Source organism: Roseobacter sinensis (genome assembly GCF_025755255.1).
Taxonomy (GTDB): domain Bacteria; phylum Pseudomonadota; class Alphaproteobacteria; order Rhodobacterales; family Rhodobacteraceae; genus Roseobacter; species Roseobacter sinensis.
On the sequence record NZ_JALIEB010000022.1, the window covers coordinates 1 to 15,039 of the forward strand.

The 15,039-nt window shown below is 59.7% G+C and carries 16 protein-coding genes and 2 pseudogenes; 15 read left to right on the forward strand and 3 right to left on the reverse strand.

The annotated features are described in order from the left end of the window. Nucleotides 1-73: 73 nt before the first annotated feature. Together MUB52_RS20845 and MUB52_RS20850 are read right to left on the reverse strand one after the other, a co-directional pair. Nucleotides 74-202 (reverse strand): annotated as a pseudogene (locus MUB52_RS20845) (integrase); the annotation flags it as partial. A 156-nt stretch (nucleotides 203-358) separates the two neighbouring features. Further along, on the reverse strand, nucleotides 359-787 hold the full coding sequence (locus MUB52_RS20850) for an Rrf2 family transcriptional regulator (protein ID WP_263846083.1): 429 nt from the start codon (nucleotides 785-787) through the stop codon (nucleotides 359-361). A gap of 105 nt (nucleotides 788-892) precedes the next feature. On the opposite strand from MUB52_RS20850, the gene MUB52_RS20855 reads away from it, so the two are divergent. The 10 genes from MUB52_RS20855 (at nucleotide 893) to MUB52_RS20900 (ending at nucleotide 8,551) form a co-directional block, all read left to right on the forward strand. Continuing rightward, entirely contained in the window at nucleotides 893-2,104 is a 1,212-nt protein-coding gene (locus MUB52_RS20855) for a GTP-binding protein (RefSeq protein ID WP_263846084.1), read from the forward strand. Next, entirely contained in the window at nucleotides 2,101-2,736 is a 636-nt protein-coding gene (locus MUB52_RS20860) for a DUF1826 domain-containing protein (RefSeq protein WP_263846085.1), read from the forward strand. Before MUB52_RS20855 ends, MUB52_RS20860 begins: the two co-directional genes overlap by 4 nt. Further along, nucleotides 2,733-3,005, forward strand: coding sequence for a DUF6525 family protein (locus MUB52_RS20865; protein ID WP_263846086.1), 273 nt, complete (start codon nucleotides 2,733-2,735; stop codon nucleotides 3,003-3,005). Before MUB52_RS20860 ends, MUB52_RS20865 begins: the two co-directional genes overlap by 4 nt. Before the next feature lie 10 nt (nucleotides 3,006-3,015). Continuing rightward, nucleotides 3,016-3,228 (forward strand): hypothetical protein, encoded by a 213-nt coding sequence (locus MUB52_RS20870; protein ID WP_263846087.1) that lies wholly within the window; start codon nucleotides 3,016-3,018, stop codon nucleotides 3,226-3,228. Between the two features lie 6 nt (nucleotides 3,229-3,234). Further along, on the forward strand, nucleotides 3,235-4,539 hold the full coding sequence (locus tag MUB52_RS20875; protein ID WP_263846088.1) for an ABC transporter substrate-binding protein: 1,305 nt from the start codon (nucleotides 3,235-3,237) through the stop codon (nucleotides 4,537-4,539). Beyond that, nucleotides 4,536-5,219, forward strand: coding sequence for an ATP-binding cassette domain-containing protein (locus MUB52_RS20880; RefSeq protein WP_263846089.1), 684 nt, complete (start codon nucleotides 4,536-4,538; stop codon nucleotides 5,217-5,219). The genes MUB52_RS20875 and MUB52_RS20880 overlap by 4 nt, the downstream gene beginning before the upstream one ends. A gap of 132 nt (nucleotides 5,220-5,351) precedes the next feature. Next, nucleotides 5,352-5,939, forward strand: a complete 588-nt coding sequence (locus MUB52_RS20885) for an ABC transporter ATP-binding protein (protein WP_263846141.1) — start codon at nucleotides 5,352-5,354, stop codon at nucleotides 5,937-5,939. Further along, complete coding sequence (locus MUB52_RS20890; protein WP_263846090.1) at nucleotides 5,936-6,874, forward strand: ABC transporter permease; 939 nt, start codon at nucleotides 5,936-5,938, stop codon at nucleotides 6,872-6,874. The genes MUB52_RS20885 and MUB52_RS20890 overlap by 4 nt, the downstream gene beginning before the upstream one ends. Next, nucleotides 6,867-7,661, forward strand: coding sequence for an ABC transporter permease (locus MUB52_RS20895; RefSeq protein WP_263846091.1), 795 nt, complete (start codon nucleotides 6,867-6,869; stop codon nucleotides 7,659-7,661). Before MUB52_RS20890 ends, MUB52_RS20895 begins: the two co-directional genes overlap by 8 nt. After that, nucleotides 7,658-8,551, forward strand: coding sequence for a DMT family transporter (locus MUB52_RS20900; RefSeq protein ID WP_263846092.1), 894 nt, complete (start codon nucleotides 7,658-7,660; stop codon nucleotides 8,549-8,551). Before MUB52_RS20895 ends, MUB52_RS20900 begins: the two co-directional genes overlap by 4 nt. Nucleotides 8,552-8,760: 209 nt before the next feature. Here MUB52_RS20900 and MUB52_RS20905 read toward each other — a convergent pair whose 3' ends face one another. Then, a complete protein-coding gene (locus tag MUB52_RS20905; RefSeq protein WP_263846093.1) occupies nucleotides 8,761-11,214 on the reverse strand; it encodes an alpha/beta fold hydrolase in 2,454 nt (817 codons plus the stop codon). Between the two features lie 274 nt (nucleotides 11,215-11,488). On the opposite strand from MUB52_RS20905, the gene MUB52_RS20910 reads away from it, so the two are divergent. From MUB52_RS20910 to MUB52_RS20930, 5 genes and pseudogenes are all read left to right on the forward strand, one after another. Then, nucleotides 11,489-12,685, forward strand: a complete 1,197-nt coding sequence (locus MUB52_RS20910; RefSeq protein WP_263846094.1) for an ABC transporter substrate-binding protein — start codon at nucleotides 11,489-11,491, stop codon at nucleotides 12,683-12,685. 58 nt (nucleotides 12,686-12,743) lie between these two features. After that, nucleotides 12,744-13,304 carry a GNAT family N-acetyltransferase gene (locus MUB52_RS20915; protein WP_263846095.1) on the forward strand — a complete coding sequence of 187 codons (561 nt, stop codon included), beginning with the start codon at nucleotides 12,744-12,746 and terminating at the stop codon, nucleotides 13,302-13,304. A 116-nt stretch (nucleotides 13,305-13,420) separates the two neighbouring features. Beyond that, complete coding sequence (locus tag MUB52_RS20920; protein ID WP_263846096.1) at nucleotides 13,421-13,903, forward strand: DUF5946 family protein; 483 nt, start codon at nucleotides 13,421-13,423, stop codon at nucleotides 13,901-13,903. Nucleotides 13,904-13,907: 4 nt separating this feature from the next. Next, nucleotides 13,908-14,279 (forward strand): annotated as a pseudogene (locus MUB52_RS24120) (LD-carboxypeptidase); the annotation flags it as partial. Between the two features lie 55 nt (nucleotides 14,280-14,334). Continuing rightward, nucleotides 14,335-15,009: a S66 peptidase family protein gene (locus tag MUB52_RS20930; protein WP_404818256.1), complete on the forward strand. Its 675-nt coding sequence runs from the start codon at nucleotides 14,335-14,337 to the stop codon at nucleotides 15,007-15,009. Nucleotides 15,010-15,039: the final 30 nt, after the last annotated feature.

The following is a 15,039-nucleotide window of genomic DNA, read 5'->3' on the forward strand; positions in this document are numbered from 1 at the left end:
CGATGTCCGAAGGTCTTCCTCTCCGCAATCGCTCTCGCAGCAACAGTCATCTATTGGTTATGAGTCCTGACCCTAGTTCAAGTCGAACCCGGATTGCCCAGACGTGTTTTGGTTTCAACGGTCGTTTTTGGCCAACGATGCGTCCTTTGTTCCATGCGGGGCGAAGGGCGCGAATGGCTGGCAGGTTTGGTGTAGTTTCCATGACTGATCCTCCAATCGGCCATGCCCGCCCAAAACGACAACCCTGTGTTGTCGCGGCAACCTACCATGCGCTAGGCTAATTTTTGGGCGTGTCGGAATTCATTATGACAATATCGGATTGGCAGGGCGGGCCGTGATGATGCTTGCCTGCGCGTGTTCAGCTTCCGCAATAGCTACAGGAGCTTGGATGCACATCCGTAATTTTCGTCTCGCGCAGTCGCTCCACAAGGCTTTCCTCGATGTCATCAAGGACTTCTGCGACGCGTGATTGCAGGCCGGTTTCGACGCTGCAATGCGACGATTCCGCGTCGCCGCCGCTTCCTGCCACAAGCCTCTCGTCCAAGGCCAGATAGACGTCCGCAAGTGTGATGCTGTCGGCAGCCTTGGCTAGCTGCCAGCCGCCCGCGTGCCCCTTTTCCGACGTCAGAAGACCCGCCTCACGGAGTTTTCCAAGAACACGCCGAACAACGACCGGGTTGGTCCCTGCATGATCGGCAATGTCGGCAGAAGTGCGCACACGGCCCGGCTCACCCGCCATATGGCTGAGAGTGTGCAGGGCGAGGGACAGACGGCTGTTTCGCTTCATGGGCTGCGTTCCTTCAAACTGGCAGCCTATGTAACAATGAATGTTGCATTCGTCTAGTAACTGAGTAGGTTGCATGATTGTTGCCGTCCTTGCAGGAGATCAGACATGTCAGACACGCGCCTCCCCGTCACTGTACTTTCAGGTTTTCTTGGCGCGGGCAAAACGACGCTGTTGAACCGGGTGTTGAACAACCGCGAAGGGCGTCGCGTAGCGGTCATCGTCAACGATATGTCGGAGGTGAACATCGACGCGGATCTGGTGCGCGCGGACACGGAACTCAGCCGGACCGATGAGACACTCGTGGAGATGTCGAACGGCTGCATCTGCTGCACCTTGCGCGACGATTTGTTGGACGAGGTGCGAAGGCTCGCTGCTGAAGGGCGGTTCGATTACCTGCTGATTGAGTCGACCGGGATTTCCGAGCCATTGCCGGTCGCGGCCACATTTGATTTCCGCGATGAGTTTGGTGACAGCCTGTCGGATGTGTCCCGGCTCGACACGATGGTGACAGTGGTCGATGCCGTGAACCTGCTGAACGACTTCTCCAGCCATGATTTCCTAAAGGATCGCGGCGAGACGCTGGGCGAAGAAGATGATCGGACGCTGGTCAATCTGCTCGTTGAGCAGATCGAATTTGCCGATGTGATCATCCTGAACAAGGTTACGGATGCAGGGCCAGAGCGCACGGACGCTGCACGCAAAATCATCCGCAGTTTGAACGCCGATGCCAAGATCATCGAAACGGATCATTCCGATGTCACCGCCGAAGCGATCCTCGATACCGGCATGTTTGACTTCGAGAAGGCGCATGAGCACCCAATGTGGGCCAAGGAGCTTTATGGCTTTGCCGATCACACCCCTGAAACCGAAGAATATGGTGTCGCTTCTTTCGTCTACCGCGCGCGGCTGCCGTTCATTCCAGAGAAGATCCTGAGCGTTCTGAACGGTGATCTGCCTGGCGTGATCCGCGCCAAGGGGCATTTCTGGATTTCAACCCGACCCGGTTGGGTGGCCGAGTTCTCGCTTGCCGGAGCCTTGTCGAGTGTCAAGCCACTCGGAACATGGTGGGCCTCTGTGCCGAAAGAGAGTTGGCCCGATCATGAAAGCGCACGGAACTACATGCAGCAGCACTGGCGAGAGCCATGGGGTGACCGGCGGCAGGAAATTGTCTTTATCGGTGCGGGCATTGACTGGCCGACGCTAAAGGCGCGGCTTGATGGGTGTTTGGTTGCTGCAACCGCGACAAGCGGGCCGGATGATTTGCCGGACTATCCCGATCCATTTCCAGCATGGCGGCGGCAGGAGGAAGCGGCATGACGCTCGCGCGTGCCCTCGTCAGGAACGCTGCGGTCGGCGTTGCCGTCGCTGATAAGCCCGAAGATCTGAAGACATTTCTGCAACCCGGTTGCGCAGCTGCGATCTGGCGCAGGCAACCCGAGCCCACTTTTCAGAAATGGATCGACACTCTCGATCCATCCCTATTGCCAAAGGGACGGATCGTCTTGCGACCGGATGCGGTGCCGTCTGCGGTGACAGCGCTTTGCGATGTGGCAGAAACACCAGATTGCGACGAACGCGATCAACTCGTCGGTGACGTTAGCGCTATAGCTGAGATCTTCACCGGGTTGATGAAGGCACCCTATCTCCGCTTGCGACTTCAGGCCGTCACGACAAACGCGTGCCGCAAGTTCCATATCGACGCGATCACGGCGCGACTTGTGTGCACCTATCGTGGCCAAGGCACCCAATACGGGATTTCAACCGACGGCCAGGACCCTGCGCGTGTCTTCTCGGTTGCAAAGGGTGCACCGATCCTTTTGCGCGGTACGCTTTGGCCCGAAAAACCGGCCTCAGGTCTACTCCATCGCTCGCCACCAATTGAAGGAACGGGAGAGACCCGCCTCGTTCTCGTGTTGGATGCGGTAGACAGTCCGGAGGACGACATTTGACCCGCAACCTTGGATCGACCTCCCTAAATCGTAAGCGTCGCGCGGCCGATCCGATGCGCAGCTACGATGCTTTGCCAGCGCCGCTGCGAAATTGGCTATCACAAGCAACGCTGCCGTGGTCGCCTACGTCAGCGCGACGCCTCTGGAAGCGTGCCTGTGCGAAAGGGCTCAGCCCTGAAGAAGCGCTGGCAGTTTTGTCACAAGCTGAAGCCCGTACCCTCGCGCGCGACGGTTTCTCAATCCCTAACAACCTGTCAACGAATATCTGAAGGGAACTTTATGTCATTTCTCACCCGTATGACCGCTGCCGGTTTGATCGCGCTTGGCACCACCTTGCCTGCCATGGCGCAGGACGACACGCTCACCATTTCGGTCACATTCGGCCCCACGGCCGAGGTGCCTGACCCGCGTGCAGGCTACAACGGCTGGATGTCAAACCAGACCGGCGTCACAGAAACGCTCATGGGCATCGACTACGACCTGAACCTTTAACCACGTTTGGCAGAGAGCATTGAGCAAACCGCTCCGACGACCTGGCGTGTGACCTTGCGCGACGGTTTGACGTTCCATGATGGCTCTCCCGTGACGGCACAGGCGGTCGTTGATGCGATTGCGCCGATCTCGGATGAAGCGGACCCAGCGTTTAACAAACGCATCGCCGGTGTGCTTGATCTGGCGGGCATGTCCGCGGATGGTGAGCGTGTTGTGGTTTTTGAGACCAACAGCCCGAATGCCGCATTCCAGTGCAGCCTGTCCGATCCAGGTGTTGCCATTCTCGGCGCGTCTTCGGAAGCTTTCCCAATTAACGCAACCGGTCCATACATCTTCCGCGAGGCTGTGCCGGAGCAGCTGTATCGCGTTGAGGCAAACGCCGACTATCGATTGGGCGAACCCGGCTTTGACGAAGTGCGGGTTGTCGCCTCACCTGATCCGGCTACAGCCTCTCTCGCCTTTGAGGCAGGTGATGTCGATATGGTGATCAACTACCTCGAGACTGATTTTGCACGCATTCAGGAAACGGGCGCGCAGGGCTTCACGGCTCCAACGGCGCGGCTCTATTTCTATTCGATGAACACCGCATCTGGCCCACTTGCAAACCCGCTCATTCGTCAGGCCGTGTCCTTGGCGATTGATCGCGACGGCATTGTTGAGGCTGTTCTATCCGGCGTTGGCGGTGTGCCTGCGGGAACGATCTATCCGGCGGGCAAAAGCTGGGCCGCAGACATCGCGCCGACCTATGATCCTGCGCGGGCGGAGGAGCTTCTGGCTGAGGCCGGAGCGGTCAAACAAGGCGGTCTCTGGATGCTCGATGGCGAACCGCTTGAGATCGAAATCCTGACCTATTCCTCACGGGCCGCGCTGCCGCCAACAGCAGAGATCACGCTGGCCTTCCTGCGACAGATCGGCATTTCGGCGTCCGTGCGCGTGGGTGAGTACGGCGCAAGCAACGATGCGCTCAAAGCCGGCGACGGCGACATGTTTCTGCAAGCCTGGGTGATGCTGCCACAAGGCGGCCCCGGCTCGATCCTGGGTTTCCTGTTGGCCAGTGACGGTGGTTCCAATGTGGGGAACTACGCCAATCCGGCGTTGGACGCCCTTCTGATCGAAGGCCAGACCACATTCGAGCAGGCCGAGCGTGAGCGCATCTACAATGAGGTGCAGCAGATCATCGCCAACGATGTTCCGCTTATCCCCGTGTTCCACGTGAGCCAAGCCGTTGTGGCGCGTGCCGATCTGACCGGTTGTCAGGTCCACCCGACCGAGACCTATTGGATAACGCACGAGACACGCTTCGCGGAATGACAATACAAGCCTATGGTCTGAGCGCCGAACTCTCAGGCCACACGATCCTCTATCCCACGAATTTGGACTTCAAGCCCGGCGAACGCGTCGGGCTTGTCGGCGCTTCGGGCTCCGGCAAGTCGACCCTTGGGCATGAGCTGGTCGACACTCTGCGCGCGCGAGGGGCCAGCGTGGCCCATGTGCCGCAAAGCCCGGATGAAGCGCTCGACCCGTTGAGATCGATGGCGTTTCATTGGCGTGAGGCAGAGAAGGCTTTGGGTGTCGCCCCGGACCATGCGCGCCGCGAGATGCTGTTCAAGGCCCTTCAGATCGAGCGTGGCGACTTGCGCAAACGCCCGTGGGGCTGGAGCCGGGGGATGCAGCAACGGTTCGTCATTGCGATGGCTTTGATCGGGACACCTGACTTGCTGGTCATGGACGAACCCACCTCCGCGCTAGACCCGGTGGTGGCTGCAGGGACTATGGACTTGCTTGAAGACTATCTGAAAGACCGCCAAACAGCGCTCCTGCTGATTACCCATGATCTGGGCCTCGCCGCGCGCCGCGTATCAAGACTGATGGTGATGGAGGCCGGACGTATTGTGGAGGATGCGCCAACTTCAAAATTCCTCTCTGCACCCGAAACACAGGCGGCAAAGGCCCTTTGCGCGCATCGGAATTGGTTGGAACTGCCATGCTGACAGTCGACAACATCTCGGTCAGACGCGGCGTATCAACAACGCTCCAAGACGTCTCTTTCTCTCTCGCGCAGGGGCGTACTCTGGCCGTGGTGGGGGAAAGCGGCGCAGGGTAAGTCCACCCTCATCAATGCAATCCTTGGGCTAGTCCGGTGTTCCGCGGGTCGCGTGTCTTGGAATAGGATACTGGTCTCTCAGTGCCGCCCCGCGCTGGTCATGCAGGAGCCGCGTGCAGCCTTTAATCCGCGCCTGTCGCTTCGGCGCTCCGTAATGGAACCTGTTGTGGCTGGGAAACTTCCAGTGGACGCAAGCCGGTTGGAAAAGCTTTGCCGAGCCCTTGAAGTGCACCTCGATCTTCTGGACAGGCGCCCCGATCAAGTGTCAATCGGGCAGGCGCAACGCATGGGTATTCTTCGCGCTCTTATCGCGGCCCCGCCATTGGTCCTGTTTGATGAACCACTCTCGGCCCTTGATGCCGTCACGCAAAAACACACCGCTCGTTTGATCGCCGATATGCAGGAACGGGAAGGGTTCGCTGCGCTGATCGTGACCCATGATCTTGGGTATGCAGCCGCCTTCGCCGATGAAATTGCTGTGCTGCGGGCGGGTCGGATCGAAGAATTCGCGTCGGCGCAAGCCTTTGTCAAAGCGCCCCAGACAGAATACGGAAAAACGCTCCGCGATGCCGCCTTTGCCCTTGGCGCATTGGAGCGTGTGGCGTGATTGGCATTTTTGCCGGGCTTTTGCTGCGCGCCTTGGTCGTTCTGACCGGGGCGGCTTTGGCGACCTTCGCTCTATTGTGGCACGCGCCGGGCGATCCTGCTCTGGCGATTGCTGAAGCGCGCTATGGTCAGAACGTGTCCAAAGAAGTCTTGGATTTCATCCGCGCCGAGGCCGGATTTGACGATGGATTCTGGACAGCTTTTTGGGCTTGGCTCGTTCCGCTTTTGAAGGGTGATTTTGGCCAATCCTCGGTCAACGGGCGAGATGTCTGGCCCGATCTTGTGACTGCAATGTCCTACACGTTTCCGCTTGCGCTAGTCAGCTTGGCACTCGGCTTAGCTGTTTCGGTGCCACTTGCCCTGATCGCCACGCGCAAACCGGGCAGTTGGCTGGATCGCGGGACCGTTGCCCTGGCCTCGGTCGGGGTTGCCATCCCGGCGTTCTGGCTGGGGCTGCTGTTGATCCTGCTCTTCGCGGTGCAACTGGGCTGGCTGCCCGCCATGGGGGCCGAGACCGCCACGCACAGCATTCTGCCTGCGCTGACGCTGGGTTTCGGCGTGGCCGCATCCCTCACACGCATTATCCGCTCGGGCATTCTTGAAGCACGCGGTCAGCCGTTCCTTCCAGCCTTCATCAGACGCGGGGTCGCCCGGCGCGATATTGCCCGCGACCATGTCGCCCCCCACGCCGCTGTGCCCGTCGTCACGGTGCTCGGCCTGGAACTCGCCTTCTTGCTGGAAGGCCTTGTCGTGGTCGAGGTGATCTTTGCGCGTCCCGGTCTCGGAAGTTTTCTGGTCAGCGCCATCTTTGCGCGCGATTTCCCGAAGGTGCAGGCAGTCGTCATACTCGCCGCTGTCATCTTCGTGGTGGTGAACCTTGCCATCGACCTGATCTATCGCAGCCTTGATCCCAGAGTGAGTGAGCGCGATGCGTAGCGTCTATGTTCTAGTCACAGTGTGCGCGCTGCTTGCGGTATTCGGCCCGATGCTCGCGCCTCACGACCCAACAGCGATTAATATTCCCAATAGGCTTAGCCCGCCAGGTGGCGAATGGGTGCTCGGGACAGATGCCCTTGGCCGTGACATCCTCTCGCGGCTTCTGCACGGCGCGCGCTGGTCACTTGGGTTGGCCTTTGTGGTGTCTCTGCTGGGGTTGATTATCGGCACCACTATTGGCCTGATTGCGGCCCAGGGTGGGCGGATAGCCGACTGGATTGCCATGCGTACGACGGACACGTTCCTAGCATTTCCAGAGCTTATCGCCGCTGTGGTGATTGCGGGCGTCTTGGGCGCGAGTACCGGCTCGTTGATCTTCGCTCTCACCGTGACAGGTTGGATGCGTTATGCCCGCGTGGCCCGCGGCATTGGTCTGTCGGTTAGCAACAAGGGGTACGTTGTGCAAGCACGGCTTGCGGGACTTTCGCCGCTTACCATTGCGCGCTGGCATTATCTGCCGTCGCTGTTGCCATCGCTGACCGTCGTCTGGACCGGAATGCTTGCCCGCGCAATCCTGGGGATATCCACGCTTGGTTTTCTGGGCTTCGGCGTTCAGCCCCCGATGCCGGAATGGGGGACGATGCTGCTGGATGCCCGGATTCACATGCGCTCCACTCCATTGCAGATGATCTGGCCCGGACTGTGTGTCGTAGTCTCGGTTCTGGCTATCAATCTGGCTGGCGATGCACTGCGCGATGCGCTTGCCGAGCAGGATGCAAAGACGTGACGCTGCCTGACAATCCATCGCTCGGGATCGCACTGCGCATTCTTTCGGGTGTCTTGTTCACCGGCATGGTCGTCTGCGTGAAAGCTCTGAGCGATGCTGCACCGCTTGGTCAGATCGTGTTCTTCCGGTCGTTCTTTGCCCTGATACCATTGGTGATCTTTCTGATGGTGCGGCATGAGTTCCCTTCCGGTCTTCGTACCAAACGCCCCTTCGGCCATCTTGTGCGGTCGTTCTTCGGGGCGGCGGCGATGTTTACGTCGTTCGCCTCGGTGGCACTGCTGCCTTTGGCCGAGGCGGTCCTGCTCGCCCAACTCGTGCCAGTGCTGACATCGATCTCCGCAGTGGTGGTCCTGTCCGAACGGCTCACGAAATGGCGCGTGCTCGGGCTCGCCTTCGGGCTGGCCGGGGTGCTCGTCCTTGTCTGGCCTGACATTGGCGGAGGCACCGTTGATGCGCAACGGTTGCTTGGGATCGGTCTTGGGCTTCTGACGGCGCTGCTTACCGCTTTTGCGCTGATCATGGTCCGCAGCTTGACCCGGACCGAAAGCCCCGGGGCCATCGTGTTTTACTTCGTGGTAGCGTCTATGGCCGGAGGAATCGTGACGCTGCCATGGGGCTGGGCGTTCCCTGATGCGCAAACGCTGATGTTGTTGGTCCTCGCGGGCCTCTTCGGCGGGTTCGCACATATCGCCATGACCCTTTCATTCAGCTACGCCGAGGCGTCCCGGCTTGCACCGTTTGAGTATGTCGCCCTTCTTTGGCCGGTTCTCGCAGATTTGCTGATCTTCAACCTACCGCTTGGCACGAGCTTTCTGCTTGCGCTACCACTGGTTCTGTTAGGGGCCGGCGTGGCAGCTTTCGAAAGGAAGGCGAGACTGAAACCGCCGTAAGCATTCTCTCCTAAGTCGGGACCTTGTTTTCGCTACATGACGACAGAACCTATTGGCTAAGGTCGCTGTCTAGATCTCCGCATGCTCGACTTGAGCAGCCTTACTGCCGGGATCGCCCATACTGAACCAGTATCCAAATCGCGCTCTCGCAGCGAAGGTCCGGTTTGGTGAAGCTGCATTGCTGCAAGGTTGTAAACGATGAATGGCCGTTATCGGTCGCAAAGGAAACACACCGTTTCTTGCAAAGTGGACTCCCAGTCCGGATCGATCTGCGAAAACGCGTTGTTTCGCGATGGAATCTCTCGGAAAATCGCTCCGGGAATTGTCTTGGCAACAGCCTGCCCGTGCTCGATAGGGACGGCGTGATCGTCCCTGGCGTGCAGAACAAGCGCCGGGATGGCCAGTTTGCGAAGGGTGTCCTGGTAGTCAAAGTCTGCGATCGCTTCGATGATCTGAACGGACGTTCGTGCGTTGATGGATTGTCGAAGGTAATCGTCCAGCCAGGCGGAGATCTCGGAGGGTGGGTCTCCGACAACGGCCTGGACCGTCAGGCGTCGAAACGTCGGTTCCTCGGCGTCCCAGCCCAGGCGCGCCACCGCCATGATTGCTTCCGTCTTCCCGGTGATTTCGCCCCACTCCGGGTGACGCCATCCGGTGGTGCAGCCACCAAACAGCGCGAACCGCGACACGCGGTTCGGATTTCGGCGCATGTACTCGAACGCTATCGCTCCACCGTGGGCCATCGTGAACAGCGCAAAACGGTCCAGTCCCGCCGCTTGGACGACGGCCTCGATGTCCACAGCCAAATCCCGCAGGTTCAAGCCGTCGATATCGCGTTGAGATTGTCCCATGCCGCGATGATCGAACTGAACCAGCGTGAAGCGCTCCGCGAGCCGCCGGACGATGTCGCTGGACAGTGGGTTTTCGTGATCGAGGGCGAGGTTTCCGAGCCATCTGACCGACGCCAAGAGCGGCGGACCGGAGCCGATCCGCGACCAGGCGATACGCACGCCGTCTTTGGTCTTCGTGTAATCGATTGGGTAGGCATTGACAGAGGACTTTCGTGCGGAAGCTGACGGCAAGAGCGGCTCTCGATCGCCCGCGCCTTTGAGACCGGCCTTTTTGAGGGCGGCAGCATAGGCTGAGCCCAGTCCGGATTTAAACGGCTGGCGGGAAATTGCCTCATCCACATCATGGTCCGGAAGCAGCTTCAAAAGAGTGTGCGCCGCTCGCCTGGCTTCCACATTTCGGCCAAGGCTGGCCAGAGACGCGCATTTCAGTCTGTGTCCCGAGGGATGATCGGGACTGAGCGCGATGAGGTCGCGCGCCGAGGCGAGGGCTCCTTCGAAATCGCCCAGCCCGAATTGAGCCACACCGCGCCCGGTCAACCAGAGCCCACGGCGACGATCATTCGGGCTGAGATCCATCGCATGATTGAACGCAACCAGCGCGTCCTTGTAGCGACCTGAATAGGCCAGAACCCACGAATGGCAGCCATAGGCCATGGCAGAAGCAGGATCGACTTCGATGGCACGCTCGGAGTCGGCCATTGCGGCATCGAAGCGCCGCAAGGTCAGCTTACATATGGCCAGAATTGACCAAGCCCAACTGTCGTCAGCCGCGAGTGTGAGCGCGCGTTCGGCGTCTCTGGCCGCAGCACCGAGCGACAGTTCCGCACTATCAGACCAATCGTATTTGTAGTCCCACAGATGTGTCATCGCGAGGCCCGCATGGATTCGTCCCGACCCAGGCTCTAGTGCCAATGCACGCTCGAAGTGTTTCCGCGCGTTCTCGTTTGCAGTGCGGTCGGGCGAAGAGATCAGATGTTGCCCAAGGACGAATTCCTGCCACGCACTAAGGTCGCTAAGGTCCCGGCTCTCGGCCTTAGACCTTTCGGCATCCAAAAGCTCGGGCTGGATCGTTGCCGATACGATGGTCGCGATCTCATCGAGGAGCGCGAACAATCCCCGATACGTCAGGTCGTGCCTTGAAACATGGATATGAACCGCCGGTTCCGTGTCGGTCAGTTGAAGATGAAGCCGAATACTGTCTCCATCCCGAAAAACACCGCCTTCGATTAGATATGTGGCCCCGAGACCCCTGAAAGGATGGCGTGCGTCAGCAGGCAGCTCGAGAAACGTCCGCACGCGGTTCCGGGCGATCAAAGGGAACCATCGCGTACGGGCGAGAGCGGCCATGACTTCTTCGGTGACCCCTTCGCCGAGGCCGCTTGCATCAGATATTTCGCCAACGATTTCGAAGGGCAGCACCATGATCGCCGGGGCGCCTTCGACTCTCGGCTTCACCTGACTTGAGGTGCCGCGCATTGCCTCACTAACGATCTCGGGACCGGCGATCTCACGAACATCGGCACGGAAGATGAAGCCGCGACCGTGACGCGTGGCGATGATGCGCTGCGCTTCACCCGAGTCGCTCACAAGTCGTCTTGCAGACCTTACAAGCGTGGAGAGTGCGGCGTCAGATACAACTCGGTCGGGCCAGAAGGTTTCATGCAGCGCGTCCTTCGAGACCAGTTGGCCCCGATTCCGGATCATGTGGATCAAGAACTCCAGTGCTTGCGGCTCCGCGTCAATCAGCCCGTCGGGTCCGGCAAGCTGGAAACGATCAGTATCGATCGTGAAGTCTTCGAAAGCGTAAATCATCGTGCATTACCGACGCCCGAACGGGCCAAAACTCATTTCAATTCCGAAAATATCAGAAACGACAACGCATTGCTCAGGAAACGCTCAGGTGCCTTTCAAGCCTCGCTGTCCGTGTTGGGTATAGACGCTGCTGGTGGCGAGCCGCAAGCGCGACCCATCGAGGAACAAATGCGGGGGCGGTTCGTCGCGAACTGGCACGGGGCAGGCTTTGGCCCGGAATGCGAAATTCGGTCTCAAAATGAGACCCCGATCAATCAAAACCAAAGGAATTGAAATGCTGAAAAACATTCTTGCCACGACAACCGCACTTTCGCTCGCATCTGGCGCTGCATGGGCCGAGGGCCAAGGCGATACTGTGAAGATAGGTATCCTGATGGGCTTCACTGGCCCGGTCGAATCGCTGACGCCCGACATGGCGGCCTCTGCAGAGCTTGCCTTTGCGGAAATCAACGCCTCGGGTCTATTTCTAGGTGGCCGGAACATCGAGGCGATACGGGGCGATAGCACCTGTACCGATGCCACCGCCGCGACCACGGCTGCAGAACGGCTCATCAGCGACGGTGTCGCCGCTGTTCTCGGTGCGGCTTGCTCGGGAGCCACCGCGTCGGTTGTGACCAACGTCGCCGTCCCGAACGGTGTGCTGGCGTTGTCGCCGTCCGCGACGAGTCCTGGTTTGAGCGATATGGATGATCGCGGGCTGTTCTTCCGGACCGCTCCCTCCGACGCGCGCCAAGGCGAAGTGCTCGCGGAACTCACCATTGCAAGGGGGATTGAAGAGGTTGCCGTGACCTATACGAACAACGACTACGGCAAGGGCCTAGCCGATGCCTTTTCGAACGCTTTCGAAGCCCTTGGTGGCGCCGTGAGCGTCATGGTGGCCCACGAAGACGGCAAGGCCGACTACACGGCCGAAGTGTCCACGCTTGCGTCATCGGGCACGTCCGAGCTGCTCGTGATCGGCTACGTTGACCAGGGCGGGCGGCAAATCATCCAGACCGCGCTTGATCTTGGTGCGTTCGAGCGCTTCATCCTGCCGGATGGCATGATTGGGGACACGCTCCTTGCCGATCTTGGTGGTCAACTCGAAGGCTCCTTCGGCTCGGTGCCCGGGTCGGAGAGCGACGCGGCTTCGGTGTTCGACGGATTGGCCGCAGAGGCGGGGATCACCGGCATCGGCCCATTCCGCGGTGAAAGCTACGACGCGGCAGCCCTGATCGCGCTGGCCATGCAATCCGCCGGTTCCGCAGACCGGGGCGACATCGCCGAACACCTGGCACGTGTTGCAAATGCGCCCGGCACGCCAATTGGTGTCGGCGAGCTGGCGGAAGGCCTCCGCATTCTCTCGGAGGGCGGCGAGATTGACTATGTCGGCGTCTCCAACGTCGAATTCGATGCCGGCGGCAACGCCTCCGGGTCCTTCCGTGAAATCGAGATCAGAGACGCAACTTTCAAGACACAGCGTGTCTGGTGACCGCGACCGCGCTCGCCCCGTCGAATCCATCGGCGGGGCAACAACCGGAAACAGAAACATGACTTACCAGAAAGCGATAACCGATACGCCGGTCATCGAAATCCGCCGCGCTACTTTGGCGGATCGTCCGGCACTCGAAGAGATGAAGGAGCAGGCAATGTCGACGCTTCTTGATCCGCTCATGACACCCGAGCAACGCCATGAGATGCGACAGATCACGCCTTATGACCCGGCGTTGATCGAAGACGGAACCTACTACGTGGCGACGGTAAACGGCTGGATTGCGGCAAGCGGTGGGTGGTCGCGTCGTGCAGCCTTGTTCAGCCCTGATGGGCATGACACGGGTGAAGCACCATTCCTGGACCCCAAATGCGACGCCGCCAGCATTCGCGCGATGTATACGCATCCCGATTTCGCCCGGAAAGGACTTGGCTCTCTGGTTCTGTCGACGGCTCTGGCTGCGGCGCGGTTTGCCGGGTTCCGCCAGGCGCGGCTTCTGGCGACGGTCGCAGGTGAGCGGCTTTACCGCGCTGCCGGGTGGCGGACCGAGGAGCGGGTCATGGTCGGCTCGGGCGATAAGGCAATCGTACCTGGCTATCGCATGTCACGGAGCATCTGATGAAGGTTTTCTACACTCCCCGGTTCCTTGAGCGAACGAAACACCAACAGACGGTGCAAGCCGGGTTGGACCCGGAGCCTTGGAACAGGTCTCGCTATCGAAGACGGCGTCGTCAGATGGATGCAGCCACCGTTTGCGAAGGCTGTGCAGGCCGCTTTGCCGCAATCGACGGCCCCCTGCATGACTATCTTACGGTCTCGGCCGGGTGCTGGGCGAGGTTCGGGCAGGCACTTGCGATGCATTACTCGGACCATCGCTATTGGCCCGCCCACCAGCTTCTGACGGATGCCTACGTGCTTCAGCACAGTCGGGGAAATGATCGCCGCAGCATCCAGTCTGTCCATGTGCATCTTGCTGCGCTGTATGCCCAGCTTTGTCTCGGTCATGCCGAACCACGCTCAATCGCCCTTAGGCGTGCCTTAGCGGAATTTGATTTCAAACCGCTGTCAAAGGCGTGGCCGATCCCACGCAGATCCATCGAAACCGTGGAACTTGCGCCGCCCGAACAACATCTGCCGGCGGTCAAGGACTACGCCTGGAGTGTTTTGGAAGACTGGGAACCATTTCACGACCTCGCGGAAAGGATTTGCAGAGTATAGACCCATGACCTGCAATTCATTCAGTTCATGGCAAAGGCCGCTCGCCAAGCCGGGTGTTCTGAGGCCGGGCGACCGGGTCGCCATCGTAACGCCTTCCTGGGGCGGATCCGCCTGTTTTCCGCAGCGGTTCGAAGCAGGCCTGCGATGTCTTGTAGACGAGTTCGGGCTGAAACCGGTCGTCATGCCGCATGCGAAAAAGCCAGCGGATTGGCTAGACCAAAATCCCGAAGCGCGCGCCTCCGATCTGATGCAGACTTTCGCGGATCAAGAAATCGCCGCCATCGTCACATCAATTGGCGGCGACGACGCCATTCGTCTGAGGCCTCATCTCGACATTGGCGTCATAACTGAGAACCCAAAGGTTTTTCTTGGATACTCCGACGCGACGGTTATGCATTTCGCCTGCCTTAAAGCGGGTCTGTCGAGCTTCTATGGCCCGACTGTCATGGCCAGTTTCGCCGAGAACGGCGGCATGCACGATTTCAAAAAACAGGCCATTCGACGGGTGCTTTTCTCGGCAGCGCCTCCAGGTGAGTTGCCACGCAATACCGAAGGTTGGACCGACGAGCTGCTCGACTGGTCGGTTCCAGGCAATCAGGACCAAATGCGACGCTTGCAGCCCCCCACGTTCGCCAAAGCTTTGGCAAGGCTCTGGCGAGATCCAAGGCCATCTGATCGGAGGGTGTGCGGAAGCTCTGGAGATGCTGAAGGGCACCGACCTTTGGCCATCACTCCGATACTGGGACGGCGCCATCCTGTTCTACGAGACATCCGAAGAAGCTCCGTCACTTTTCTTGGTGATGCGGTGGATGCGCAACTTCGGCGCGCAAGGCATCCTCAACAGGATAGCCGGAATGATTGTCGGTCGCCCGGGCGGCGTTCCGGCCGAGCGGCAGGATGATTACGGCGCAGCGATCGCCAATGTATTGGCCGAGTACGGCGCCGACACGATGCCGCTGATCACAGGGATGGATTCCTACCATACCGATCCGATGCTGGTTCTGCCTCACGGCACCATTGCAGAGATCAACTGCGGCGATGTGAGCTTGTTGATTGTCGAGGCATCGGTCGCAGTCAGTCCAGGCATCGAAAGCGAAACAGCATGACACCCGGTGCTGTCAAGAAACCTCCAATCC